The organism is Sphingomonas sp., assembly GCF_025353885.1.
Lineage (GTDB): Bacteria > Pseudomonadota > Alphaproteobacteria > Sphingomonadales > Sphingomonadaceae > Sphingomonas_O.
Genome location: NZ_JANXNX010000085.1, coordinates 65,989 through 89,878, shown reverse-complemented (window position 1 = coordinate 89,878; position 23,890 = coordinate 65,989). Strand labels below are relative to the sequence as shown.

The 23,890-nt window shown below is 59.9% G+C and carries 22 protein-coding genes; 10 read left to right on the top strand and 12 right to left on the bottom strand.

The features are described 5' to 3' along the window. The 4 genes from Q0R02_RS09795 to Q0R02_RS09780 all read left to right on the top strand — a co-directional run. On the top strand, positions 1-2,448 hold a 2,448-nt coding region (locus tag Q0R02_RS09795), incomplete at its 5' end, for a TonB-dependent receptor (protein ID WP_293882931.1). A 161-nt stretch (positions 2,449-2,609) separates the two neighbouring features. Beyond that, positions 2,610-3,143, top strand: coding sequence for a glycine zipper 2TM domain-containing protein (locus Q0R02_RS09790; protein ID WP_293882929.1), 534 nt, complete (start codon positions 2,610-2,612; stop codon positions 3,141-3,143). An 82-nt stretch (positions 3,144-3,225) separates the two neighbouring features. Further along, the gene (locus tag Q0R02_RS09785; RefSeq protein ID WP_293882926.1) at positions 3,226-4,008 is read left to right on the top strand and encodes an SDR family oxidoreductase; all 783 of its coding nucleotides are present in this window, start codon (positions 3,226-3,228) and stop codon (positions 4,006-4,008) included. Positions 4,009-4,027: 19 nt separating this feature from the next. Then, positions 4,028-4,924, top strand: coding sequence for a glycosidase (locus tag Q0R02_RS09780; protein WP_293882923.1), 897 nt, complete (start codon positions 4,028-4,030; stop codon positions 4,922-4,924). Here the strand turns inward: Q0R02_RS09780 and Q0R02_RS09775 are convergent. After that, positions 4,917-6,947 (bottom strand): amidohydrolase family protein, encoded by a 2,031-nt coding sequence (locus tag Q0R02_RS09775; RefSeq protein WP_293882920.1) that lies wholly within the window; start codon positions 6,945-6,947, stop codon positions 4,917-4,919. The two genes, Q0R02_RS09780 and Q0R02_RS09775, sit on opposite strands and share 8 nt — an antisense overlap. A 100-nt stretch (positions 6,948-7,047) precedes the next feature. On the opposite strand from Q0R02_RS09775, the gene Q0R02_RS09770 reads away from it, so the two are divergent. Beyond that, positions 7,048-7,368, top strand: a complete 321-nt coding sequence (locus Q0R02_RS09770; protein ID WP_293882918.1) for a hypothetical protein — start codon at positions 7,048-7,050, stop codon at positions 7,366-7,368. Beyond that, entirely contained in the window at positions 7,362-7,751 is a 390-nt protein-coding gene (locus Q0R02_RS09765) for an RNase H family protein (RefSeq protein ID WP_367271452.1), read from the top strand. The genes Q0R02_RS09770 and Q0R02_RS09765 overlap by 7 nt, the downstream gene beginning before the upstream one ends. Before the next feature lie 70 nt (positions 7,752-7,821). On the opposite strand, the gene phoU is transcribed toward Q0R02_RS09765, so the two are convergent. From phoU to Q0R02_RS09730, 7 genes are all read right to left on the bottom strand, one after another. Next, on the bottom strand, positions 7,822-8,523 hold the full coding sequence (gene phoU / locus Q0R02_RS09760; RefSeq protein ID WP_293882913.1) for a phosphate signaling complex protein PhoU: 702 nt from the start codon (positions 8,521-8,523) through the stop codon (positions 7,822-7,824). Between the two features lie 11 nt (positions 8,524-8,534). Next, positions 8,535-9,362 (bottom strand): phosphate ABC transporter ATP-binding protein, encoded by an 828-nt coding sequence (locus Q0R02_RS09755; protein WP_293882940.1) that lies wholly within the window; start codon positions 9,360-9,362, stop codon positions 8,535-8,537. A 41-nt stretch (positions 9,363-9,403) separates the two neighbouring features. Next, positions 9,404-10,258 carry a phosphate ABC transporter permease PstA gene (pstA, locus tag Q0R02_RS09750; protein WP_293882911.1) on the bottom strand — a complete coding sequence of 285 codons (855 nt, stop codon included), beginning with the start codon at positions 10,256-10,258 and terminating at the stop codon, positions 9,404-9,406. A 2-nt stretch (positions 10,259-10,260) separates the two neighbouring features. After that, positions 10,261-11,226, bottom strand: coding sequence for a phosphate ABC transporter permease subunit PstC (gene pstC / locus Q0R02_RS09745; protein WP_293882908.1), 966 nt, complete (start codon positions 11,224-11,226; stop codon positions 10,261-10,263). Positions 11,227-11,287: 61 nt separating this feature from the next. Beyond that, the gene (pstS, locus tag Q0R02_RS09740) at positions 11,288-12,322 is read right to left on the bottom strand and encodes a phosphate ABC transporter substrate-binding protein PstS (RefSeq protein WP_293882905.1); all 1,035 of its coding nucleotides are present in this window, start codon (positions 12,320-12,322) and stop codon (positions 11,288-11,290) included. 53 nt (positions 12,323-12,375) lie between these two features. Continuing rightward, positions 12,376-13,836 carry a hypothetical protein gene (locus tag Q0R02_RS09735; protein ID WP_293882902.1) on the bottom strand — a complete coding sequence of 487 codons (1,461 nt, stop codon included), beginning with the start codon at positions 13,834-13,836 and terminating at the stop codon, positions 12,376-12,378. A 116-nt stretch (positions 13,837-13,952) separates the two neighbouring features. Next, positions 13,953-16,016 carry a S9 family peptidase gene (locus tag Q0R02_RS09730; RefSeq protein ID WP_293882899.1) on the bottom strand — a complete coding sequence of 688 codons (2,064 nt, stop codon included), beginning with the start codon at positions 16,014-16,016 and terminating at the stop codon, positions 13,953-13,955. Positions 16,017-16,071: 55 nt separating this feature from the next. Here Q0R02_RS09730 and Q0R02_RS09725 point away from each other — a divergent pair, with 55 nt between their 5' ends. After that, positions 16,072-17,871: an aminopeptidase P family protein gene (locus tag Q0R02_RS09725; protein ID WP_293882896.1), complete on the top strand. Its 1,800-nt coding sequence runs from the start codon at positions 16,072-16,074 to the stop codon at positions 17,869-17,871. Here Q0R02_RS09725 and Q0R02_RS09720 read toward each other — a convergent pair. From Q0R02_RS09720 to Q0R02_RS09705, 4 genes are all read right to left on the bottom strand, one after another. Then, on the bottom strand, positions 17,868-18,986 hold the full coding sequence (locus tag Q0R02_RS09720) for a glycosidase (protein ID WP_293882893.1): 1,119 nt from the start codon (positions 18,984-18,986) through the stop codon (positions 17,868-17,870). The two genes, Q0R02_RS09725 and Q0R02_RS09720, sit on opposite strands and share 4 nt — an antisense overlap. A gap of 61 nt (positions 18,987-19,047) precedes the next feature. Beyond that, positions 19,048-19,833, bottom strand: coding sequence for an SDR family oxidoreductase (locus Q0R02_RS09715; protein WP_293882891.1), 786 nt, complete (start codon positions 19,831-19,833; stop codon positions 19,048-19,050). A gap of 14 nt (positions 19,834-19,847) precedes the next feature. After that, a complete protein-coding gene (locus tag Q0R02_RS09710; RefSeq protein ID WP_293882889.1) occupies positions 19,848-21,032 on the bottom strand; it encodes a zinc-dependent alcohol dehydrogenase in 1,185 nt (394 codons plus the stop codon). A gap of 5 nt (positions 21,033-21,037) precedes the next feature. Beyond that, positions 21,038-21,625 carry an SRPBCC family protein gene (locus tag Q0R02_RS09705; protein WP_293882887.1) on the bottom strand — a complete coding sequence of 196 codons (588 nt, stop codon included), beginning with the start codon at positions 21,623-21,625 and terminating at the stop codon, positions 21,038-21,040. A gap of 157 nt (positions 21,626-21,782) precedes the next feature. Between Q0R02_RS09705 and Q0R02_RS09700 the strand changes: the two genes are divergently transcribed. From Q0R02_RS09700 to Q0R02_RS09690, 3 genes are all read left to right on the top strand, one after another. Next, positions 21,783-21,965: a hypothetical protein gene (locus Q0R02_RS09700; RefSeq protein WP_293882884.1), complete on the top strand. Its 183-nt coding sequence runs from the start codon at positions 21,783-21,785 to the stop codon at positions 21,963-21,965. A 172-nt stretch (positions 21,966-22,137) separates the two neighbouring features. Beyond that, positions 22,138-23,478, top strand: coding sequence for a CoA transferase (locus tag Q0R02_RS09695; protein ID WP_293882881.1), 1,341 nt, complete (start codon positions 22,138-22,140; stop codon positions 23,476-23,478). A gap of 195 nt (positions 23,479-23,673) precedes the next feature. Then, positions 23,674-23,889, top strand: a complete 216-nt coding sequence (locus tag Q0R02_RS09690) for a hypothetical protein (protein ID WP_293882878.1) — start codon at positions 23,674-23,676, stop codon at positions 23,887-23,889. Position 23,890 lies beyond the last annotated feature (1 nt).

The following is a 23,890-nucleotide window of genomic DNA, read 5'->3' as shown; positions in this document are numbered from 1 at the left end:
ATCGTGGTCACCGCGACCAAGCGTGAAACAAATTTGCAGCAAACCCCTATCGCTATCAACGTGCTCAGCACGCAGGCACTTCAGGATCGGCACGTTCAGAGCCTTTATGACCTGGCCGATGGCGCGGTTCCATCGCTTCGTGTCGCGACCTTCGAAGCGCGGCAGTCCGCGCTGACCGTCGGCATTCGCGGCATCGTGCCGCTCGATGCCAACCAGCCCGCGCGTGAACAAGGCGTCGGCATCTATATCGACGGGGTTTATCTGGGGCGCCAGCATGGCCTGAACGCCGCTCTGTTCGACGTCGAACGGATCGAAGTTCTGAAGGGTCCGCAGGGTACGTTGTTCGGTCGCAACACCGAAGGCGGCGCGCTCAGCATCGTGACACGCGCCCCAAGCGGTGAATTCGGTGGTCGTGCGAGCGCCGGTACCGGCAACTACGGTGCCTACAACGGCGAAATCCACCTGGACCTTCCTGAATACAAGGGTTTCAGCATCAAGCTCGACGGCGTGAAGCAATATCAAAACGCCACTACCAAAGACCCATATCCCGGCTCGACCGGCTGGAACTATTTCGATCGCCAGGGCTTCCGCGCTGCCGTGCGCTGGCAGCCGACGAGCGAAATCACCGAGGATTTCTCGTACGACGTCGCACAAGACAAGAACACGCCGTTTTACAGCCAGCTGCTGAATGTCAATCCGAACGGCTGCGTCGCAGGCGCACAGTCCGCCGCTCCGTTCTGCTATCTACCCGGCACCGCCTACACGACGATCACCGGTACGGTTAAGCCGATCCTCCCAGGTGTTGTCGTCAACGGGACCAGCCGCATGAATGATGCCGATATCGGCGTCCCGCAGCAGCCAAGCGTCGACAAGACTCACGGCTTTACGAACTCGCTCAAGTACAAGGTTTCGCCTGAGCTCGAATTGCGTTCGATCACCGCGTGGCGCGGTGTGAATGCAACGCAGTGGGACAACTCGGGCGGCGCGCACCGTGTCCCCGTCGTCACGCTCCCCGCGATCGGCGCGACCAACCCGACTACCTGTACTCCGGCGGCACCCTGTGGTTTCAGCCGTTACAGCTTGGCTGATCTCCACCAGAACCAGTTCAGCCAGGAATTCCAGGCTGTCGGAACGGTTGGTCCGGTCGATTACGTCGCTGGCCTCTATTATTTCAATGAGCATGTGAGCGACAACGCGGCTACACCGAACTCGATTGGCATCGTTGCCAATACCACGACACCTGTCGGCGGCGTGCCCACCGTTTCGAGCTACAGCTACGTGCCGATTGCCTTCTGCACTGCCAGCACGCCGCTGTTTGTTGGCCAAGCCGTCAATGGTTGCTCGGTCGACCGTGCTTCGGAAGTCTATTCGAAAAGCTACGCGGCTTACGGGCAGGCTACCTGGAACGCGACCGATGCTATCCACCTGACGGTCGGTGGGCGTTATACCCACGACAAGAAGCGGGGAGTGCTACACTACTTCCGAAACGTGAATTATGACACAAATCCGACGGTCGCGACCAATAATGGCTATGCACCGCTGGATAAGACCTGGGACCGCTTTAACCCGACTGCGACGATCGCATTCGATGCGAGCCAGACAGTTCACCTCTATGCCAAATATGCGACAGGTTACCGTGCCGGTGGCGCGAGCTCACGCACCGCGAATTATCAGCCGTTCAACCCTGAGGACATCAAGTCTTACGAAATCGGGTTCAAGTCCGACTTCTTCGACCATAAAGCGCGCCTGAACGTCGCGGCCTACATCATGGACCGCAAGAACAGCCAGGTCGACATCAGCTCGATCCAGACCGACACGGCGACGAACTCCAACATTAACATTCTGAAGACGATCAATGCGCCCGGTATCACCAAGATCCGCGGAATCGAGGCCGATTTGACGATCAACCCGGTCGAAGGTCTGACGCTGACGGGGTCATACGCCTACACTTACACCAAGATTCCGCCGGTCTTGATCACTAACACCAACACGGTTGCTTTGCCTGCACCTGGCGTGAACCAGACGAATGTCTATCAGAACTTCTACATCGTCTTTACTCCGCGCAATGCGGCGAGTGGCGCGATTGATTATTCGGTTCCGGTCAACGACAATGGTACGCAGCTGCGGTTGCACGTTGATGCCAACTACGCCCAGGCGACGCAGGCGTTCGATCAGTTCGAGACCAAGGCGGACTCGTCGTTCATCGTCAACGGGCGCGTCGCGCTGGCCGACATTTCGGGCGGACTCGGCGGCAGCCGCCTGACGCTCTCGGTCTGGGGTCGGAACCTGTTCGACTATCAATATATCTTCCGCCGCGATCCGTCGAACAGCCTTCCCGGCGCGCCGACGACCAGCGTCACATCGGGTAGTATCAACAACGTCCTCGGCGACTACGGCAATTTCAACGCCCCGAGGACATTTGGTATCGAGGCTTCGGTCAAGTTCTAATTTGATGAAAAGCGACAAGGGCGCGTGCGCAAGCGGCGCCCTTGTCCGTAACGCGAAAGGCATCGCTTTCTGAACAATCGGCAACATTTCATACATCGCGGGTTATGCAACAATCCGCCATCACCGCCGTTCTGCTAACGTAACAGGACAGGATATTTGAAATGAACCGATTTACCCGTCTGGCCGTGATTGCCGCGACGTCTTGCCTTTCACTGGCGACGCCCGTTCTAGCACAGAGTTCGCAGGACGATGCGCGCTTCAATGCGGCACAGCGTCGCTACGATAATGAATATCAGTCATATAGGGCCGAAGTGGACCGTTATGTTGCTGCGCGCAACTCTCGCGGCAATGGCTATCGCGATCAGAACTATCGACCCGATCCGCGCGGCTATTACAGCGACGAGCGGGTCGAGACCAATTATGAGCCATCGCGTTATTACCGCGATGGACCGAATTATCAGGAACGCGTGCTGGCGTCGGATGACCGCGTTTATCGGGGCAATGACGGCAAATATTATTGCAAGCGCAATGATGGCACGACCGGCCTAATCGTCGGCGCGGTTGGTGGCGGCGTGTTGGGCAATGTGATCGACGGCGGGCGTTCGCGCACGGTGGGCACGTTGCTGGGTGCCGGGATCGGCGCACTTGCGGGCCGCGCGGTTGACCAGAACAATAGCCAGGTACGGTGCCGCTAACATCGGCTTGATACCGATTTGAAATCGGGCGACGTGGTGGAGGGACCAGCCACGTCGCCCATCGTTTGCGAAAGACGAAGCTATGAGTGAGTCCCCGAGTTTTCGACCAATAGCATTCGTCACGGGTGCTGAATCGGGCATCGGCGCTGCGTGCGCGGGTGCTCTTGCGGCGGCTGGCCATGATGTCGCCGTGCTCTACTTTCACGACATTGATGCCGCGAACAGTACGGTGGCCGTGGTGACGGCGGCGGGTGGTCGCGCGGTCGCGGTGCGGGCCGATGTTGCCGATGAGGGCGCGGTCGAAGCGGCGTTCGATAAAGTGATCGGGGCGCTGGGCGTGCCGACGGTTCTGGTGAACTCGGCGGGGCTGAACCAGTCGGGAGTGACGGTTGCGGACATGACGCTGGCGCAGTGGCAGCGGTTGATCGGGAGTGACCTGACCGGACCGTTCCTGACTTCGCGCCGGTTCGTGCGTGAGCGGGTGAAGGCGGGCGGACCGGGCTGCATCATCAACATATCGTCGATCCATGCCGAGGATGTCCGCGTGGGAGCGGCGGATTATTGTTCGGCAAAGGGTGGACTGAAAAAGCTGACCGAGACGATGGCGCTGGAATGTGCGGGGGCCGGGATCACGGTGAACGCAATTGCGCCGGGCATGATCCTGACCCCGATGAATGCCAAGGCGCAGGCGGATGCGGCGTATCGCGCGATGCTGGAAGCGGCGATTCCGGTGAAGCGCGCGGGGACGGCGGAGGAGGTGGCGGCACTGGCCGTATACCTCGCGTCACCGGCTGCCACCTATATTACCGGGACGACCGTGACGATCGATGGCGGCCTGTCGCTGGTGCTGGCCCAAGGGGCGTAGATTGGGGAGGGCTTAGGCGATGGCGCTGGATTTCAATGTCGAGGCGATCGACGCGGTGACCTTGGTTGCGAGCGGTGTGCTGGCGACGCGGGATTTGATGAGCCCCTATGTCTGGCAGCTCGATGGCGGGCGGTTTGCTATCCTGGTGCGGGCGGTGCCGCGGGCGGGATCAGCGGAGCAGGATACGGGCACGATCTGGTATGGCGAGAGCGCAGACGGGCTGAGCTTTACTATGGACGATGCGCCGGTGCTGGTGCCGGGGCCCGACGCGCTGGACATCGGCGGGTGCGAAGACCCGACGCCGGTGCTGATCGATGGGCGCTGGGTGGTTTATTACACCGGGGTCGATGCGACGCGGTCGTCGGGGCAGATGCTGTATGCCGAAGGGTCGGACTTGCGGTCGCTGGTCAAGAAGGGCGTGGCGTTGGCGTCGTCCAAGACCGAGGGTAATACCAAGGAGGCGACGATCGAGCGGACGGCGGACGGGCGCTGGCGACTGTTCTATGAATTTGCGCGGGACCAGGCGTCGTTGATCGGGCTGGCAATCGGGACCGATGTCGCGGGGCCGTGGGTGGAGCAGCCGGCCCCCTTCGGGCCGCGCGCGGGGGAGTGGGACTCATGGCACTTGTCGACCGGACCGATGCTGACCAGCAACCCCGATGTGCCGGTGATGTTCTATAACGGCGCCACCCAGGATGCGCGCTGGCGGATCGGGTGGGTTGCGTTCGACCGGGACTGCACCGCTGTTGTCGACCGCTGTATCGAGCCGCTGATCGTGCCGCCGCCGCAGTTGGAGCGGGCGGCGGCCGACATCGCATTCGCAGCTTCCGTGGTGGAGGCCGGGGACTGTTCCCACCTTTACTATTCGCTGGCCGACCGAACGCTGGAACGTGCGGTGGTGCGGCGGTTTACCTGAGCGGCCGGGGCATAGTGATCGCCGGGACGGTGGTAAACGGTTTGATACCAAACTTCGGATAGACTTCGGTCGGGTAGTAAAACGTGCCGTCCTTTACGACCATCCGGATTGTTTTGATCGCTTTCAGGTCGTTCGTGGGGTCGCCGGGAACCAGGAAGAAATCAGCAAGCTTGCCCTTGGCAATCGACCCCATGCGCTGGTCCATGCCCAGGTATTGCGTGCTCTCATAGGTTGCACGCTTCAGGATTTCGCGGGGGGTCATGCCGGCTTTCTGGTAAAGCTCAAGCTCGCGATGATAGCTAAAGGATCCGCCAGTATCGGTGCCGAAAACGATGAACACGCCACGTTTGTGGAGCATCGCGATGGTGGCCATGATCTTTTCAAAGGCACCACGATAGGCGGCGTCGTCACCCGGGGCCGACACATCGATCAATGCTTTTTTGGCACTGCGCTGATACCCGATAGGCATGTGGTCAAAGAAGTCGACGTCTCCCGGCGGGACGATGCCATCGCGGTTCTGGGTCAGCTGCTCATGGATGCCGACGGTGGGATCGATCGCCTTATGACCGTCCACCATTGACTGAATGGTGTGCTGGACCGGCGCGCTGGCCAGGTCGAGCATGGGCAGGCGACGGAGGGCGGTCAGGCGAAACAAAGTTCGCGTGTCCTCGCCAGGTTTCAAAACCCAGCCGAGCATGAACTGGTTGATGTGAGTCATCTCGTCATACCCCGCCGCGATCATGGCGTCGGCAGTCGAAAAAGCGGGAACATGTCCGGCGACGCGCATCCCCAGCTTATGGGCTTCGGCAACCATCGCCGGCACCCAGGCGGGGTTCATGCTGTTATAAATCTTGATCTGCCAATAGCCGCGCGCGCCATACCAGCGAACGGCGTCGATGGCGGCAGACTGGCTGTCCACAAGGATACCATTGTTGGCGCTGAACGGGCTTTTGCCCTCGATAAAGCCGCTGCGAACGACGTGCGGCCCCCCGATCGTGCCACTGTCCATGCTGTCGATCAGTGTGTCGAGCACGGCATTATCGTTGCCCATGTCACGCACAATGGTGATGCCCGCCATCAGGTTCAGCAAGGCATCGTCCTGACCAAGGTGGCCGTGCGCCTCGACCATGCCCGCTATCAGCGTGCCACCCGCGCCATCAATCGTCACTTCGCCCGGTGTGGCGGGACTGTCCAGAGATTCAACTGCCACAATCTCCTTGCCCCGGACGATCACCGACATGGCCGCGGTGAGGGCAGAGGTTACGGGATCGAAGATGCGGACGTTCCTAATGCGAACGGGGCCGACGTAGTTATGCGCCACCTGTTGCTGGATAGCGACATAGCGGTCGGTCGACCATTTGGCGGCCAACCCGCGCAGGCGCTTCTCCTCGCCTTCGAAACCAGCGCGGATCATGATGAAATCGGGCGTGACATATCCGACCATCGCTCCCCGGCCATCGAGCAGGACCGTGTCCGGGGTCAGGTCGACCCCGCTGATCGTATAGGCGGTCGCCGCCAGCGTGCCGGTCGTTCCCGCAATTGCGACGGCCTCACCTTTTTCGAGTCGAATGACACCACCGGGAAGCGCAGCCATCGCCATGTCGGGGTCTTTCAGCAGCGCGCTGGCATAGAGGCCCGACGCGTAAGGACTGGCTCCCTGCGCGATGTAGAGGCTGGGTTCGCGGACCGTAACGCTGCTTTTGCCGGTCGAGTCATTCCAGCTGGCCGTGTTGCGGGAAAGAGCGAATTGTTCGTTGACCTTGCTGCCGAAAGTCGTCGTGCCGGTAACGGTCCATGCGGTCGGCAAACCCCGGAGATCGACGCTGACCGTTTCCGCGATCGTTGGCCCGCGCCCGTTGTTCTTCACGTCATAGTCGATGACGATTTTGTTGCCCGTCCTGCTGGCGGTGAGGTGACCAACCTTCTTGCCACCCGAGATGACTGAAAACTGTTCGGTTCCAGCTGTCGCCGGAGAAACGGTAATTGTGACGAGCGCGAGAGCTCCGAGGAATTCGATTCTCATGTCTGATTTCCCTGTTGATACCCTCGAGTTAAGTAAGCTTTCTTCTCTTCGCCACCGGAAACTTGATGCGCCGGATCGTGGGATGCGCCACAGAGCGGAAATGCAGCTCATCTGGGCCTGGACACTAAAACGAGCGACGGGAACCGGCACGGTGGCGGCGGGAGCGGCGCTTTTGCTCTGGGCGATCCACGGCGTGTTCGGTGGGGCTTCGTTTGAACGGCTGATGGTCGCACCATTGGCCCTTGCGTTAGCGGTCGCCGCGTTTTGTGGGCTGTCGATACTCGTCATGACACTGATCGATGTCAGGAACCATCGGCGGGGACAGCGCGTCAGGGCGGTGCGGACGTTTGACGTGGCTTTCGGGATACTGCTTGCGGCGCCGAGTCTCGTTGAATTGCGGTCGTTGATCGAGGGGTGGTGACTGCCCGCCGCCGAAAAGTCTATTTCGATGGAGGGTGTCGTCCCAATCCCGGCAAGATGGAGGCGGCCGTCGTTACCGCGGGGACGGTGCATATTTTGACAGACCTCGGGCTGGGCACGAACTGCGATGCCGAGTGGGTTGCGCTGATACTCGCTGTGGATGTGGCCCTGGATTCAGGGGCGGATGACTTCGTATTGCTCGGAGATTCGGCGATCGTCGTGGCGCAGGCTTTGCGCGTGGCGAAATGCCGTGGCGCGAACATGCAGCGGCATTTTGATGCCTTCGCAGCGAAGGTGGGCGACCGCGAGTGGCCGCGTATTCGCAAGATTGCACGGTCGCAAAACCTGGCTGGGATCGCCTTGGCGAAAACGCACGAGCGCTAGGAGTCGCCCTCGCCCGCTGCGGCGGGGAAGGCTTTTTCTGATGCCTTCCTTCTAAAGCGAAAGAGCGGTGTTAACCGACTCTTTCCGAAGCCGGCCAGCGAATACGATCGGGCATCTCGGTGCCGACTGCTGCGAAATAAACCATTTCGGCAAGATTGGTGGCATGATCGCCGATGCGCTCCAGCCCCTTGGCGACCGACAGCAAATGCGTACAGGCAGCGATAGTTTTTGGATTTTTCATCATCTGTGCAACGAGCGCAAGCGAGAGCTCGTTGAATAGCTGGTCAATTTGTTGGTCGCGTTCCCCGATGTCCCGGGCGGCCTCGGCATCGCGCTTCGAGAACGCAGAATTGGCGTCGACGACGAGTGACAATGCCGCCCTACCCATGCTGGCTACGATCCCGCGACTGTCGATTGCACCGAGATCGCCAATGACCGAAACACGGCGGGCAATATTCTTTGCATAATCACCGATGCGTTCGAGGACGCTTGCGATTTTCAACGCAGCGACAACGTCGCGGAGATCGTCGGCCATTGGCGCACGGATTGCGAGCAAGCGAACAATATCGCGCTCGATACCAAGCTGGAGCTGGTCGATCACAAGATCGTTGGTGATGATCTGCGTTGCACCATCGGCGTTTCCGGATTCGATGGCCTTCATGGCCGCGGAAATCGATGCCTCTACCAGTTCACCCATCTTGCTGACTGAAGCACGGAGGCTGTCGAGGTCGTCATCGAACGCGTGAAGTGTGTGGCGGGTGTCATCACTCATATGGATGTTCCTTAACCGAATCGGCCGGTGACATAATCGCGGGTCCGCTTGACGCGCGGATTGGAAAAAAGGTCGGGCGTGGGCCCGAACTCGATCATTTTGCCGAGGAACATGAAGCCGGTATGATCCGACAAACGTGCCGCCTGTTGCAAATTGTGCGTCACGATCACGATCGTCAGATCGGACTTCAGCGCCATCAGCGTTTCTTCAAGCTTTGCCGTCGAGATCGGATCGAGCGCCGAAGCGGGTTCGTCGAGGAGTAGGATTTCGGGTTCAACAGCAATCCCGCGCGCAACACACAGTCGCTGCTGTTGTCCACCCGACAGGCTGAGGCCCGATGCCGACAATTTGTCCTTTACTTCACCCCAGAGCGCCGCGCGGGTCAGCGAGCGTTCGACGATAACGTCCATGTCGGCCTTTGATTTGCGCTCGTACAGCTTCACGCCGAACGCCACATTGTCATAGATCGACATGGGGAACGGCGTCGGTTTCTGAAACACCATCCCGATCCGCGCACGAAGGCGGGCGAGGTCGATGTTCGACTGGACCACATCGGTTGAGCCATCACGCGCTTTCAGGCGGGCAATGCTGGCGCGGTCGGTCAGGACGTCTTCGCCCTCGAGCAATACGCGACCGGTTGAATGCTGGCCCGGGTAGAGGTCGTAGATGCGATTCAGCGCACGCAACAGCGTCGACTTGCCACAACCCGATGGGCCGATCAGCGCCGTGATCCGGTTGCGCTCGACGGGAAGATTTATGCCGAACAGCGACTGGGTCTTGCCGTAAAAGAAATCTAGGTTTCTGGTCTCAAGAATCAGTTCGCCGGTTGGGGCGACCATGACGGGCTCGTCCGTATCCACGGATTGGATGTCGAAGTTCATCAGCGGTGACTTTCCCGGGACAATATGCGCCCAATGATATTGATTGAGAGAACCGCCGAAGCGATGAGGAGCGCCCCGACCCATGCGAGGCGGCGCCAGTCGTCATAGGCCGACAGGGCAAACTGGAAGATTGTCGTGGGCAAGGATGCCATTGGCTGACTGAGGTTTACGCTGAAGAACTGGTTGCCGAGGGACGTGAACAGCAATGGTGCGGTTTCGCCGGATATCCGGGCGAAGCCGAGAAGGCCCGCCGTGACGAGTCCCGCAGCGGCCGCGCGCCAGACGATTTTCCGCGTGACGAACGCGCGCGTTGCACCGAGCGCCATACCCGCCTCGCGAAGCGTATTCGGCTGGAGATTGAGAATATCCTCGGTTGTCCGGGTAACAACCGGGACGGCAAGGATCGCAAGTGCGACGGCACCGGCAAGCGCCGAGAAGCCATGGAACGGCGCGACCAATACGCCATAGACGAACAGGCCTATCAGGATCGACGGGGCCGACAGCAGGACGTCGTTCATAAAGCGAACGATGTGGCCGTAGCGGGTCTTGCCGCCATATTCCGAAAGCCATGTCCCGGCGAGGATGCCGACGACCAAGGCAATTGCCATGCCGAGGCCGCACATGATCAGTGATCCGGTAATGGCATTGGACAGGCCGCCTTCGGACCCCGGTGCTGGTTGGCTCATCGTGAAGATCTTTGCATCAAGTCCGCCGATGCCCTGGATAACCAGCGACCAGAGAATCATGACGAGCGCGCCAAGGGCGATGAATGTCGCGATGCCACAGGCACCGACAAAGATACCGTTGACGATGCGTCGATTGCGCGCGCGCGCGATGCCGAATTCCTTGGCCATCTCTAGTGCTTCGATCTTGCAAGGAGGAGACGGGCAATTGCCAGGACGATGAAGGTGATCACGAACAGCACGAAGCCGAGGCCGATCAGCGCTGAAATATGCGCTTCGCTGGAGGCTTCGGCGAATTCACTGGCGATCGTGGAGGCGATCGTTGAACCGGAGTCGAACATCGATTTGGGAAAGCTGTGGGCGTTACCGATGATGAAGGTGACCGCCATCGTCTCGCCCAGGGCGCGGCCCAGGCCGAGCATGATGACGCCGATCATCCCTTGTCCGACATAGGGAACCGTGACGGACTTCATGACTTCGAAGGGGGTGCAGCCGAGACCATAGCCAGCTTCGCGGACTTGCGCCGGAACCGTCAGGAGCAACTCGCGGAAAACCGCCGCCATGTAGGGCAGGATCATGATTGCCAGGATCATCGATGCGGTGGAGATATTTGCGCCGTTGGGGACGCCTTGAACGATGCTTTCGAGCCAGCTTCCCGGCGTTGCGGACATCATCAACGGCATCTGGACATGTTCGGCGAACCAGGGCGCAAACACGAACAGGCCCCACATGCCGTAAACGATCGAAGGGATGCCCGCGAGCAGTTCGATCGCCATGGCAATCGGTTTTGAGAGGCGCGCAGGAGCGAATTCCACCAGGAAGATCGACGCGCCCATCGCCAGCGGCAAGGCCATCAACAATGCCAGGAAAGCCGTGATGAGCGTTCCGGCGATGGGACCGGCGGCGCCGTAGACGTCGCCGACCGGATCCCAGGTCGTGGAGGTAAGGAAGCCGAAGCCGAAGGTGCGGAACGCGGGCCACCCCCCGATTGCGAGGCTGATGACGACGCCCGAAAGGGTGGCGAGCAGCAGCGTCGCTGCGGAAGCGCAAGCCCAGCGGAAAAGCATTTCACTGGTCGCTCCGGGTGCTTTCGTTGCAAAACCGGAAACCTGCGCGGCGGGGAGGCTGGTAGCTGTCATGGTTTGTCGCGAGAAAGGCGCGGCGGCAGAGATAAATGCTCCGCCGCGCCGTCCGGTCGCTTTATTTCGCTACGTAAACAGGCTTGCCGCCCGACATAACGTTAGTCGCCCACTGCCGACGCATCTGCGCCTTCACGGCTGCTGGCAGCGGGACATAGTCAAGCGCGAGAGCCGAGGCGTCACCCGTCTTGTAAGCCCAGTCGAAGAACTTCAAAACCGAAGCGCCAGTTTCGGCGTTCGTCTGCTCCCTGTGGATCAGGATGAACGTGGCACCCGTGATAGGCCAAGCGTTTGGACCGGCCTGGTCGAGCAGGAGGAGATAATTACCGGGAGCCTGAGCCCATTTCGCGCCAGCAGCGGCTGCCGAGAAGCTGGCAGTTACTGGTGGTGGGAAACGGTTGGCCTTGTTGCCGACCAAGGCATAGGCTGCCTTGTTCTGCTTGGCATACGCATATTCAACATAGCCGATCGAACCGACGGTCTGCTTGACGAAAGCCGAGACACCGTCATTGCCCTTGCCGCCGATACCGACTGGCCACTGGACCGCATCGTTGCCCCCGACTTTGGCCGCCCATTCAGGATTCTTAAGCGCCAGATAGCTGGTGAACAGGAACGACGTCCCCGAACCGTCCGAACGATGGACGACTGTGATCGGCGTGCCAGGCAGCTTTAACTGTGGGTTGATCGACTGGAGTTGGGGCGCGTTCCACTTGGTGATCTTGCCGAGGAAGATGTCGCCCAGAAGAGCGCCGGTCAACTTGATACGACCGGCGGCGAGGCCGGGCAGGTTGATGATCGGAACGACGCCGCCAACAACCGTTGGAAACTGATACAGGCCGGAAGCCTGGAGGTCTGCAGGCTTTAAAGGTTTGTCGCTTGCGCCGAAATCGACGGTCTTTGCCTTGATCTGCTTGATGCCGCCACCCGAACCAATTGCCTGGTAGTTCAGCTTTGAGCCCGACGTCGCGCGATACATTTCAGCCCAGCGTGCGTAGACGGGAGCCGGGAACGAAGCGCCAGCGCCGGCGATGTCACCTGCAACTGCGGCACCGGCAACTGCCAGTCCTGCAAATGCCAATACGAATTTCTTATACATGGATATTTCCCATTGTTAGCGGCAGCATCGCCGCTGTGGACAGTTAGTTAATCTTAGAAGCGGAATTGGCCGAAAAGACCGAATTCGTCGTAAGTACCGCGGTTGTTGACACCGGCAGCGCCAATACTGCCGTTAGACGTGTTGATCACGCCGCCGTTTGCCGTGTCGCGTTTGTAGACCAGAGCCAGGTCAACAATCTTGGCCGGGCTATACTGGACACCGACGTTGAAATAGTCATCCTTGCGGCCAGGGATGACATCCTTAGTAGGCTTTAGATGGTCGTAGCGACCGAACGCGCTCCACTGGGGCATGAAGTTTACTGAAGCGAAGCCCGAGTAACCCTCGGCCTTGTCGGACAGAATTGGTGAGGTAATGTAGTTCGGTGTATTGCTGCTTGCGTAGTTCTTGGCGTAGAAATATTCGCCACCGATCGTAAACAGCTTGTTCTTGTATCCGATCAAGCCATCGAACCGGCTTGCTGTACGGAATGTGGTGGGCGTGGTCGTAACGCTCTGGACATTGTTGCCGAGCTTGCCGGTGTAGCCGCCGACCGCGCCAAAAAAGCCCTTGTAGGCAACCGACACGCGGCCTTCGACATCGACACTCCTGGTGACCTTGACGTTGCGATAGGTGCCGCCGTCAACAACCGATACCTGGTACGAAACAATCCCGTCGGCGAGGTCGCCAAGAACGTGAACGCCCCAGTCGGACGAAGTTGCAAAGCTGGTACGATCGGCAAGCGTGTTCTCGATGTGGCGATACCCGTAGATACCCTCGACATAAGGAACCCAAGGCATATCGGCAGCACCGAGGCGGACCGTGAGAGCAGGATCGAACTTGGCCTGCAGATAGGCTTTCTTGATGTAAAAGCCCTTGCCGACCAGACCATAGTCGCTCTGCGTTACTCCGGCGGTTTGTGGGGCGCCTGGCGCGCCCACGGGGGGCAGAGTTACGCCGACTGTGTTGCCCGAAAAGTTTCCGCTCGACGTGCGCCCGACGACGTTGCTTACGTCCATCGTCAGATTGGCCGAGAACATCTTATCGAACTTGTGATCGACGCCGAGATAGAAGCGCTTGATGTTGAAACCCGTGCCCGTCGAAGCGGTCTTTGCGCCATTCAGCTGCTGATTGATGTTCGACGCATTGAAATACATGCGACCAGAGATCGACGTGTCGTTGAACCATGCGGCAGCGGCAGCCTTTGGCGCGTTTGCGGCCATGGCAGTCTTGACCTGGGTAGGAACGGTCGCCGTTGCTGCAGTAGCCGCTTCAGCTTGGGCCTGTGCTGTGGCGGCCTGGGCCTGGACTTCGCGCGTCGTACTTTGCGTCTGCAGCGTTGCCGCTTCCTGGGCGTCGAGACGAGCAGTTAGAATTTCGATCTGTTCACGCAGCGCCTTGAGCTCGGCGGCGCTGCTTGAGGCGGCAGCGTGTTTGGCTGGCTTGGCAACGGCAGGAACTGTCATGACGAGCGTAGAGAAACTTACTGCTCCGAGCAGCAGGCGAGACTTAAGCATTGGAATCCCTCGTTATCCAAAGCGACCACCTAGAATTAATTTCCTAAGCGCCGATTATGACAGCCGAACGCTGATCGCATGACACCTGTATTTCAGATATATGACAACTATATGACTCAAGGGGTCGGGTGTGCTTCTCCGCACTTCATTTGCCAAAGAAAAAACGCAAACTCCTCCGCTGCCTCGCGCAACGACTCGAAGCGGCCCGACTTACCGCCATGGCCTGCGCCCATGTTCGTCTTTAACAGCAGGACGCTGTCGTCGGTCTTCAGTTCGCGAAGCCGGGCGCACCACTTTGCGGGTTCCCAGTACGTAACGCGCGGGTCGTTCAGTCCTGCGGTTATCAGCATTGGCGGGTAAGCCTGCGCCGATACATTATCATAGGGCGAATAACTCCGAATCAGATCAAAAGCCGCCTTGTCGACAATCGGATTACCCCATTCGGGCCATTCGCCGGGCGTGAGCGGCAACGTATCGTCGAGCATCGTATTCAGGACATCGACAAACGGGACGTGCGCGGCGACCGATCCGAACAGGTCCGGATCGGTGTTGATCACGACCCCCATCAGTTCGCCGCCAGCAGAGCCGCCCGCGGCGCAGACTTTCCCGGGAGAGGTAAAGCCCAAGTCGCACAGCCCGCGCGCGACATCGACGAAATCGGTAAAGGCATTCCAGCGTTTTTCCAGCTTGCCGTCGAGTTGCCACTGCTGGCCGAGGTCATCGCCGCCACGAATATGCGCGACCGCAAAGGCAAATCCGCGATCGAGCAAGCTGAGACGAAGCGGCGAGAAGCCCGGGGGTATGGCAATGCCGTACGCGCCGTAGCCGTAAAGATACAGCGGACGAGAGCCGTCCCTGGGGAAGTCCTTTGCAAAGACGACGGACGCTGGCACGCGGGTGCCGTCGCGGGCGACGATCTCCAGTCGTTCGGTCGCGTAGCGATCACGGTCGTACCCGGAAGGAATGATCTGCTCCTTCAGCGTGGTCATCGTCGCGGAGGCCACATCATAAGCCATCACGCGGTCGGGGCTGATCATCGATTCATACGACAAGCGCAGTGTGCCGGTTGCGTATTCGGCATTCTCGTCCAGGCCGGCGGCGTAGCTTGTTTCAGGAAATGCGATGCGCTTGGGTGGGCCGCCCGCATAATCATGGATCTCGACCTGATCGAGGCCGTTCTCACGCCCCTCGACGACGAAAAAGCCGGCAAAGCATGACACGTCGGTCAGGTAGAAGTCGCGGCGAGGCCCGATCAGTTCACGCCATTCCGCGGGCACGGACAATGTCGCCGTCGCAAGGCGAAAGTTTGTGTCGGTGTCGTTGGTAACGATGAACAACTGGTCGTCATGTGTCTCAACGTCATACTCCACACCCGCCTGGCGCGCACGCACGAGGATGGGTTCTGCAAGCGGGTCGGTCGCTGGCAGAAGGTGGACTTCGCTGGTGGTGTTGTCGCCCGTTGCGATCGCGATCCATTTGCGGTCGTGCGTCATTCCTGCACCGCACTGAAACCCGATGTCTTCCTCGTGAAATATCTTCACGTCTTCGGCAACGGCAGTGCCGATCCGGTGGAGCCGGATCGTATCGACGCGCCACTGTTCGTTGACCTGGCCATAGAGGAAGGCCGACCCATCGGCATTCCAAACCAGCGCACCCATCGTCCCGACAACCGTGTCGGCCAGCAGTTCGCCGGACTGCAGGTCGCGGACGCGCGCGGTGTAACGTTCCGACCCGTCGTCATCGACCGCGTACACGAGGAAGCGCCCGTCTTCAGTCAGCGAGACTGCGCCAACCCGGAAATATTCATGGCCTTCGGCAAGTGCGGGCTCGTCGAGGATGAGTTCGTCGGGCCCGTCTGCGATGGGTTTGCGCCACCATTTGCGATATTGTCCGCCCATCTCGAACGCGCGCCAATACAAATATGCGCCGTCCTTGGCTGGAACCGACGCGTCGTCCTCCTTGATGCGGCCCTTCATCTCCCGAAACAGCGTTTCGATCAGCGGCTGATGCGGGGCCATCTGCTCCTCGAAATAGGCATTTTCGGCCTTTAGATGATCGAGGATTTCGGGATCGGTTACCTCTGGATACCCCGGATCGCGCAGCCAGGCATAGTCGTCTGACAGGGCAGTGCCGTGGTGGATCGTGGTGGACGGGCGGCGCGCGGCAAGGGGTGGAGTCATCGGCGAATGATACCTATGTTGGTTGTCCGCTCCCTAAGAAGCAAAGATCGCCGCCATGTCCACCTACGCCGATCGCCTTTCCGCAGTTCGTGCCCAGCTTGCCACGCAAAAACTCGACGGTTTTGTGGTGCCTCTCACCGACGAGCATATGTCCGAATATGTCGGCGATTATGCCAAGCGACTTGAATGGCTGACGGGGTTCAAGGGGTCGGCAGGCGCGGCGGTGGTGTTGCCCGAACAGGCGGCGATCTTCGTCGACGGGCGCTATACCTTGCAGGTCCGCGCGCAGGTGTCGGGGGACGACTGGGCCTATATGGGCGTGCCGCAGACCAGCATCGCAGACTGGTTGCGCGAGCATGCCACGGTGGGCGGCCGGATCGGCTATGACCCATGGTTGCACACGCGCGACTGGGTAGCGGCGGCGAAATCCGCGCTGAACGCCAAGGGTGTCGAGCTGGTGCCGGTGACCGCCAACCCGATCGACGCCGTCTGGGATGATCAGCCCGTCCAGTCGCAGGCGCGGATTTCGGTGCAGGAGACCGCGCTGGCGGGACGGTCGTCGGCGGACAAACGTGCCGAGATTGCCGACTGGCTGACCAAGGAGGGCCTTGATGCAACGGTGATGACCGCGCTCGATTCGATTGCGTGGACGTTTAACGTGCGCGGCACAGATGTGACTCACACTCCGGTCGGGTTGGCATTTGCAATCCTTAACGCGGATGCGACAGCTGACCTGTTTATCGCTCCAGACAAGATTGACGATGCGGTGCGGGGGCATTTGGGCAATGGCGTGCGATTGCATGACCGCACCGAATTCGCGACTGCCCTTTCGGGGTTGGCAGGCCAGCGGGTTGCCGTCGATGCGGAGCGGGCGGTGGCAGCGGTATTCGACGCGCTGGAAAAGGGTGGCGCGACACTGGTGGCAGTGCGCGATCCGGCCGTGTTGGCCAAGGCGATCAAGAATCATGCCGAGCAGGTCGGGTCGCGCAACGCCCACGCCCGTGATGGTGCGGCACTGTCCCGTTATCTTCATTGGCTTTCGGTGGAAGCACCCACAGGCAGGCTGACCGAAATTTCAGCCTCGGATCAGCTGGAGACGTTCCGGCGCGGTTCGGACAAGTTGGTCGACCTCAGCTTCGATACGATTTCGGGCGCGGGGCCGCACGGAGCGATCATGCATTACAAGGCCGATGTAACCACCGACCGACGGATCGAGCCATCGTCGGTGTATCTCTGCGATTCCGGCGGCCAATATGCCGACGGTACAACCGACGTGACCCGGACGATCTGGGTCGGGCCGGGTGCGGCCCCATCGGACGTTCGCGATCGTTTTACCCGCGTGCTGAAAGGTCACATTGCCCTGGCGACGGCGGTTTTTCCGGAGGGAACACGCGGTAGCCAGCTCGACGGCTTTGCGCGGCAATTCCTGTGGGCAGCGGGTCTCGATTACGCCCACGGCACCGGGCATGGCGTCGGTGCCTTTCTGGCGGTGCACGAGGGGCCGCAACGGATCGCCAAGCCCGGCGGCGGGCAGGCCGGGACCGAGGAGCCATTGCGCGCGGGTATGTTCCTGTCGAACGAGCCGGGCTATTACAAACCCGATGCTTACGGGATCAGGATCGAGAATTTGGTGCTGGTCGAAACGCGTCACTTCCCCGATGGCGACATGACCATGCTGGGTTTCGAGACGCTGACCTTTGCGCCGATTGACCGGAACATGATGGATATCACGATGCTGACCGGCGCGGAGCGGGCGTGGATCGACGGCTATCATGCGCAGGTGCTGGCGATCGTGGGATCACAGCTCGATGGGGACGCCGCGGTCTGGTTGGCCGAGGTTTGCGCGCCGCTCTAAGTTCTAAATACATCCTTATGGATATGCGTGATCCGACATGCCAGGTCGGCCTCTCCCGAAGCCACGACATAATAGTCCTTGGCATCCGCAATGCCGGTCGTGAAGACGACGTCACGGATATACATCTGGTGGTCGATCGGCTGCGTCAGGTCAGCGTTGGCTTCCAGTAATGGTTGTTGCTGGGTGCGGACGACGATGCTCGGATCGGTGCGATCAAGGATCGACCAGTAAGTGCGATAAATGCCGACAATACCGTTGGGCTCGACGCCATGCCAGAGCGTAAGCCAGCCTTCATCAGTCAGGATCGGCGGTGCGCCGCCGCCCATGCGCGCAGTGGCGACGGTCCCGGCGGCGGGGCGGATGCCGGGCTTACGATAAGGCTTCCAGAAATGCGCGTCGGGGGAAACCGCAAGGTTTATCGACGGCCCCGAGCGCCACTCGCTCCCGGGCGGATAGGTAAAATACAGGTCCCCGAGCGGCCGGGTTTGCGCCCAAAACTGCTTATCGATCAAACCTTCGAATATCAGCATGTCCTTGTTCTGGTGATCCAGGACGATATCCTCGAACTGCCAGTCCAGCCCATTTTCCGAACTGTAGAGTGTCGTCGAATGACGTTCCGGGCTGACCGAACAGGTCGTCATCAGATATTTGCCATCGACCCGGCTGATGCGCGCGTCCTCAAGCCCATAGCATTGGAAATCATAAGCGGGCGCGACGGCTCGGTCGTAGTGGATGGCGACGCGCTCTAGACCATCGGGGCTGAGTTCGACCGGAAGCAGCCATGACAGCGACGTTAGCGCCATCACTTTCCAGCCGCCACCATCAAGCATGAACTTGCGCGGGTCGGCGGTGTCGGCAAGGGCGAGCGGCCACGCGTCGCGAAGGTATCTGCCAGCCTCCCAGCGAATCGCATGGACGTTGCCGTCGACGATTGGCTGACGGAGCGTCTCTGCCACGCGCACCATTATCAGCAAATTGCCATTGGCGAGCCGCGTTAGCCCCGGGTTGAACGCGCCAAGCACATAAGTCTCGACACCGAGATGTCCGGCGAGCGGAGAGCGCGATAGGTCGATATCGTCGGGAACAAGGATGAGGCGATCAACCTGATGTTTCACGCTTTGTCCTGCATCCTAATACCAATCTTCGGTCGCTATAACACGCCTGAACCTTCAGTCATCAATCGTTGGCCGTGCCGGGTTCGGCCATCTTGCGGTGCTGCTCGGCAAGGATCGCTGCCGGAGTGACATGGGCAAGCGCGGCCTGAATCTTGTTTTTCCAGCCTGAGACGACGCTGGCCTTGCCGGCAAACAGCGCGTCCCAGCCATCCTTGGCAACGTCGGCGGGGTCCGATTTGCTAGGATTTGCGCCAACCGACGTGTCGAGCATATCGCCACGTTCGAAAAATTCGGTTTCGACCGGGCCCGGCATCAACGTTGTGATGGTAATGCCCTTGGCCTCCTTGATTTCGTTGCGAAGGGCATCAGTGAAGCTATCTACGAACGCCTTTGATCCGTTATACACGGCCTGAAAGCTACCCGGAATAAACCCGGCGATCGATCCGGTGACAAGGATTTTGCCGTCGTCACGGACGATCATGTCCCTCAAGACATTCTGCACGAGATAGAGCGTTCCGGTAATATTGGTGTCGATGACGTGGCGCCAATCGTCGGTGTCCTGATCGAGGAACGCGTGGCCCAGGCCATGGCCGGCATTGGCGCAGAGCAAGTCGACCCGACGGCCGTCGACGGCAGCCAGAAGCTGGTCGACGCCATCGATCGTCGACAAGTCGAGCTCGATTGCCTGCACCTCGGCCCCCTTGCGCCTGAAGTCGGCGGCGGCATCGTTGATCAGGGCTTCGTCGGCAACGACCAGCAGTTCATAGCCGTTGTCGACCGCGAGATGGGCAAGTTCAAAACCGATCCCGGTCGACGCGCCGGTTATGATTGCAAATTTCTCGGTCATTGTTCGTTCTCCTGTCAGACCGAGACCATGCCGGGTTTCAGCACAACCTTTGTGGCCTCATTCTGGTTGTCGTGGAAAATCTTGTAGCCCTCGGCGGCCTGCTCGAGTGGCAGGAGGTGGCTTATCAGGAAGGTCGTATCGATCTTGCCATCGATGATCGCAGCCAGCAGCGCAGGTAGGTAACGCTGCACATGGGTCTGGCCGGTCTTCATCGTCAGGCCTTTTTCCATGAAGGCACCAAGCGGGAATTTATCGACGATACCGCCATAGACCGCCGGCATCGAGACGCGGCCGCCCTTGCGGCAGGCAACGATTGCCTGGCGGATCGAATGAATGCGATCGGTGCCAAGGAAGGTTGATGCCTTGATCTGGTCGACGACGTTGTCGACGAAAAAGCCGTGCGCCTCCAGGCCCACGGCGTCGATGCACGCGTCCGGCCCCACGCCGCCAGTCATCTGCATAAGTGCCTCGTAGGTTTCGGTTTCCTCGAAGTTGATCGTTTCCGCGCCGAAGTTGCGCGCCAGTTCCAACCGACGTGGAAAATGGTCGATGGCGATGACGCGGTCCGCGCCCTGCAGGAATGCCGACTGGATCGCAAACAGCCCAACTGGACCGCAACCCCAGACCGCAACCGTATCACCCGGTTCGATATCGGCATTCTCGGCGGCCTGCCAGCCGGTCGGCAGGATGTCCGACAGGAACAGCACCTTGTCGTCGTCGATGCCATCGGGAATCACGATCGGGCCGACATCGGAAAATGGGACGCGCACATATTCCGCCTGGCCACCCGAGTAGCCGCCGGTCATATGGCTATAGCCGAAGAGTCCCGACATCGGATGGCCGTACAGCTTTTCGGCAATATCCTGATTGTCGGCAGGGTTGCCGTTGTCGCACGCCGAATATTGCTGCTTGCCGCAATGGTAGCAGGTGCCACAGGCAATGGTGAAAGGCACGACGACGCGCTGGCCCTTTTGCAACGTGGATTTGGGGCCGACCTCGACAACTTCGCCCATGAATTCATGACCAAGAATGTCGCCTGCTTTCATCGTCGGGATATACCCGTCGTAAAGGTGCAGGTCGGAACCGCATATGGCAGTCGACGTGACCTTGATGATGGCGTCGCGAGGATTAACAATGTCGGGATCATCGACGGTATCGACGCGAACGTCGTGCTTTCCGTGCCAGGCAAGTGCGCGCATCGCAGTCAGTCCTTTTCTTTTTCGAGCGTCGCCAAGTTGCGAACGTTGGTCGATATTTCACCGGTTTCCATCAGCTGCTTGAAACGGCGCAGGTCGCGACGTGCCTGGATGAAAGGCTCGCGCTGGAACATCTTGGCAATGATCTTGCCGATCGTTCCTGCGGGCGGGTCGTAGTTGATCGTCACATTGACAACCGTTCCACGGGGTCCGGCATCGGCGAATTCGACGCGCCCGCTGTTGGCGACATCGGCGCCCTCGGCAGAGGCCCAGGCGATTGCCTGCCCCTCGATATCTTCGGTGACGAGTGCATCCCATTCGACGGTCTTGCCGGCGGGAGCCTTGACGACCCAGTGTGATCGATTGGCGTCTAGCACGTCGATGCGCTCGACATTTTCCATGAACATCGCAAGATTGGAGAAATCACGCCAATAGGCATAAAGTTCAGCACTAGGTCGGTTGATCGTCGCCGCTCGTCCAAGGATGGCACTACCCTTGGGCTCAATTAGCGAAGCAGTCGCAGCGTCCTGCCCGTCGAGTTTTTTGGACGTCGAGGGAGGCGCGTCGTCGAACGCGTGGAATTCGTGGTCGGACATGATAAGCTCCTGAGAACAAAGATTTAACCGCGAGCCTGCGATAGCGTTCCCGGCGCCGGTAAATATTCACAGACAATTGCCGTGGCATTTTTGCGACAAACCTGTATGGAACTGCTTGACTGCCGAAAATTCACAACTCACACGAATGGAGTTTGCTTTGGACCAAGCCACTATTCTTCGCGATCGCGCCACCGCCGAGCGCGCTGCCGCCGCTGCAACGACTCTCCCGCAGCGCCGCGCGATGCACGAACGCGCTGCCGAAGCGTGGGACACGATGGCTTTCCAGATTGAAGACACGTCGGAGCGCGCCGCCGTCAATAAGGCTGCAAAGGGACAATAACCGCGGTCGGTCGGTGGATCGCACTCGGCCACCATCGTCCCTGAGGGAATAGCCATCGTCCTTGAGGAAATAGGATGTCCGGTCCACGGTTGAATAAGCACTTCAAGGTCGGCGAACTGGTCTCACGGTCGTAATGGATAGAGACGCAGCACGGGCGATGCAGAGCGAGATTGTGGCGGCTTTGGGGCTAGGCTCAGATATTGTTGGCCGTTCGCGCTTCATTGGCGAATACACTCTACCATCGTGCTTTCCCGTCACCGAACTTGCGGTGGCGTCTATCTCTGCGGCGGGCCTCGCACTAGCTGACCTTATGAGTGCCGCCGGGAAACTGGCAGATGTCACCATCGACTCTCGCTTGGCATCATTGTGGTTCGGCTTTTCAATCCGCCCTCAGGGATGGGACCTCCCCTCGCCTTGGGACTCAATCGCCGGTGACTATCGCACGCGCGATGGATGGATTAAATTACATACCAATGCCCCACATCACAAAGCGGCGGCGCTTCGCGTGCTGGGCTGCGCCGAAGATCGCGACGGAGTTGTCAGCGCCGTTCATAGATGGACCGGCAGCGATCTTGAGCATTCCGTGGTGGCGGAAGGCGGCTGTGCCGCGATGCTGCGAACGGGTGAGGAGTGGCTGACACATCCGCAAGGCCGCGCCGTCTCCTCCGAACCGTTGGTCCTCTGGGATCGTGCACCGCTGGTAAGTCCGAGTTTCAAATGGCGACCAAGCCGTGAGCGTCCGTTGGCGGGACTTCGCGTCCTCGATCTGACCAGGGTGTTGGCTGGGCCAGTCGCGACGCGCTTCCTCGCGGGATACGGGGCACAGGTCCTGCGGATTGATCCGCCGAGCTGGGACGAGCCGGGGGTGATCCCTGAAGTCACTGTCGGCAAACGCTGCGCTCGGCTCGACCTGCACGATGTAGAAGGACGCAGCACATTTGAGCGGCTGCTATCTGAAGCTGATATCTTGGTTCACGGCTATCGCGCCGATGCACTGGAGCGGCTTGGGCTGGGAACCAGCGCACGGCAAGCCATACGCCCCGGTCTCATCGACGTATCACTTAATGCTTATGGCCATTCGGGGCCATATGCGACGCGGCGCGGGTTTGACAGTCTTGTGCAGTTTTCCTGCGGTATTACGTCCCAAGGCATGGCGTGGCGTTCCTCGGACGCGCCGATATCGCTGCCAGTTCAGGCGCTTGATCAGGCTACTGGCTATCTCATGGCCGCGGCCGCAATCCGAGGTGTGGCCGCGAGACTTCGCGGCGAACCGCTTCTGCAGGCAAGCCTTTCGCTGGCACGAACGGCGCATTTGTTGTGCAGCAACCGAGCCAATCCTAGCGAAAATGAGTTTCGCAAAGACGATGCAGGAGATTTAGGCGACGAGGTTGAGCGCACCACTTGGGGACCGGCGCTCAGGATGCGCTCACCCATCGCCGTTGATGGCTCGATATTGAGTTGGGACAGCCCGGCGGTGGCGCTGGGCTCGCACTCGCCGACATGGGTAAACTGAACAAAGCCATGATCATTCTGAAAGTCCGTTAAATGTGGAACCGATACCCAGAACCTGCCTGGCCAAAACGCTTCAGGGCGCGACTATCGTGAAGAAACTCTATAACGCTGCCGTGTTAAACGCTGCGATAGCGGAGACGGGCCAATCCGGTCGCGTCGAAGATAATCTCAATAACGACGGAAAAGGAAAACATTGATGTCACGCGCACTCAACATCGACGCCGATCACGACCATGTCGTCGCCACGTGCGCCAAGCAAAAGGCCACGATCAGCGCGATCGAAAAGTTGCTTTCGGGCGGCACGCGCGTCGTTCTGATGAATGGCGAAGGCGCAGCCGCAGTTGCCAAGGCCTATGGATCGAAGGTCCTGACGGGTCCGGTTCGCCGGACCAGCTCGACCAAGATGAAATAGA

Bases quoted from the DNA above. Each gene is read 5' to 3' on its own strand.
- Q0R02_RS09690 (WP_293882878.1), top strand. From the start codon at position 23,674: ATGTCACGCGCACTCAACATCGACGCCGATCACGACCATGTCGTCGCC.
- pstA (WP_293882911.1), bottom strand. From the start codon at position 10,258: ATGGCCAAGGAATTCGGCATCGCGCGCGCGCGCAATCGACGCATCGTC.
- Q0R02_RS09710 (WP_293882889.1), bottom strand. From the start codon at position 21,032: ATGCGCGCACTTGCCTGGCACGGAAAGCACGACGTTCGCGTCGATACC.
- Q0R02_RS09770 (WP_293882918.1), top strand. From the start codon at position 7,048: ATGCAGCTCATCTGGGCCTGGACACTAAAACGAGCGACGGGAACCGGC.
- pstS (WP_293882905.1), bottom strand. From the start codon at position 12,322: ATGTATAAGAAATTCGTATTGGCATTTGCAGGACTGGCAGTTGCCGGT.
- pstC (WP_293882908.1), bottom strand. From the start codon at position 11,226: ATGACAGCTACCAGCCTCCCCGCCGCGCAGGTTTCCGGTTTTGCAACG.
- Q0R02_RS09735 (WP_293882902.1), bottom strand. From the start codon at position 13,836: ATGCTTAAGTCTCGCCTGCTGCTCGGAGCAGTAAGTTTCTCTACGCTC.
- Q0R02_RS09725 (WP_293882896.1), top strand. From the start codon at position 16,072: ATGTCCACCTACGCCGATCGCCTTTCCGCAGTTCGTGCCCAGCTTGCC.
- Q0R02_RS09775 (WP_293882920.1), bottom strand. From the start codon at position 6,947: ATGAGAATCGAATTCCTCGGAGCTCTCGCGCTCGTCACAATTACCGTT.
- Q0R02_RS09705 (WP_293882887.1), bottom strand. From the start codon at position 21,625: ATGTCCGACCACGAATTCCACGCGTTCGACGACGCGCCTCCCTCGACG.
- Q0R02_RS09790 (WP_293882929.1), top strand. From the start codon at position 2,610: ATGAACCGATTTACCCGTCTGGCCGTGATTGCCGCGACGTCTTGCCTT.
- Q0R02_RS09715 (WP_293882891.1), bottom strand. From the start codon at position 19,833: ATGACCGAGAAATTTGCAATCATAACCGGCGCGTCGACCGGGATCGGT.
- phoU (WP_293882913.1), bottom strand. From the start codon at position 8,523: ATGAGTGATGACACCCGCCACACACTTCACGCGTTCGATGACGACCTC.
- Q0R02_RS09755 (WP_293882940.1), bottom strand. From the start codon at position 9,362: ATGGTCGCCCCAACCGGCGAACTGATTCTTGAGACCAGAAACCTAGAT.
- Q0R02_RS09780 (WP_293882923.1), top strand. From the start codon at position 4,028: ATGGCGCTGGATTTCAATGTCGAGGCGATCGACGCGGTGACCTTGGTT.
- Q0R02_RS09730 (WP_293882899.1), bottom strand. From the start codon at position 16,016: ATGACTCCACCCCTTGCCGCGCGCCGCCCGTCCACCACGATCCACCAC.
- Q0R02_RS09785 (WP_293882926.1), top strand. From the start codon at position 3,226: ATGAGTGAGTCCCCGAGTTTTCGACCAATAGCATTCGTCACGGGTGCT.